The organism is Streptomyces sp. NRRL F-2664 (genome assembly GCF_000719345.1).
In the GTDB taxonomy this organism is placed as follows: Bacteria; Actinomycetota; Actinomycetes; order Streptomycetales; family Streptomycetaceae; genus Streptomyces.
Genome location: NZ_JOFX01000441.1, coordinates 1 through 335, shown reverse-complemented (window position 1 = coordinate 335; position 335 = coordinate 1). Strand labels below are relative to the sequence as shown.

1 protein-coding gene is annotated in these 335 nt (G+C 71.9%); it reads right to left on the bottom strand.

The features are described from left to right. A partial coding sequence (locus IF89_RS39900) for a hypothetical protein (protein ID WP_043195054.1) occupies window positions 1-260 on the bottom strand: 260 nt, incomplete at its 3' end. Window positions 261-335 lie beyond the last annotated feature (75 nt).

Genomic DNA, 335 nt, shown 5'->3' with positions numbered 1-335 from the left:
CGGGTGACGGTCCCGGTGACCGTGCGCCGGTCCGCAGCCAGGGTGTTGGAGGTCTCCTGCAGGACCTTGCCGTCCCGGCCGGTGGTCTTCTGCGACACGGCCAGCCCGGTAGCGCCCTCTTCGGGGTCGTACACGGTCTCGGTGACCGTGCCGGTCTCGTCGGTGGTCTTCACCGCACGGCCGTAGCTGTCGTATGCGGCGGCGGTCGCCACTTCGCGTTTCTGGCCGGCGCTGTTGTGGACGGTGCTGGCCTCGCGCACGGGCAGCGCCCAGTCCGCGGGCGCCTCAGTGCTCCGTGAAGGCCGCCGGACTGTCGCCCAGTTGGTCCCGGAGCC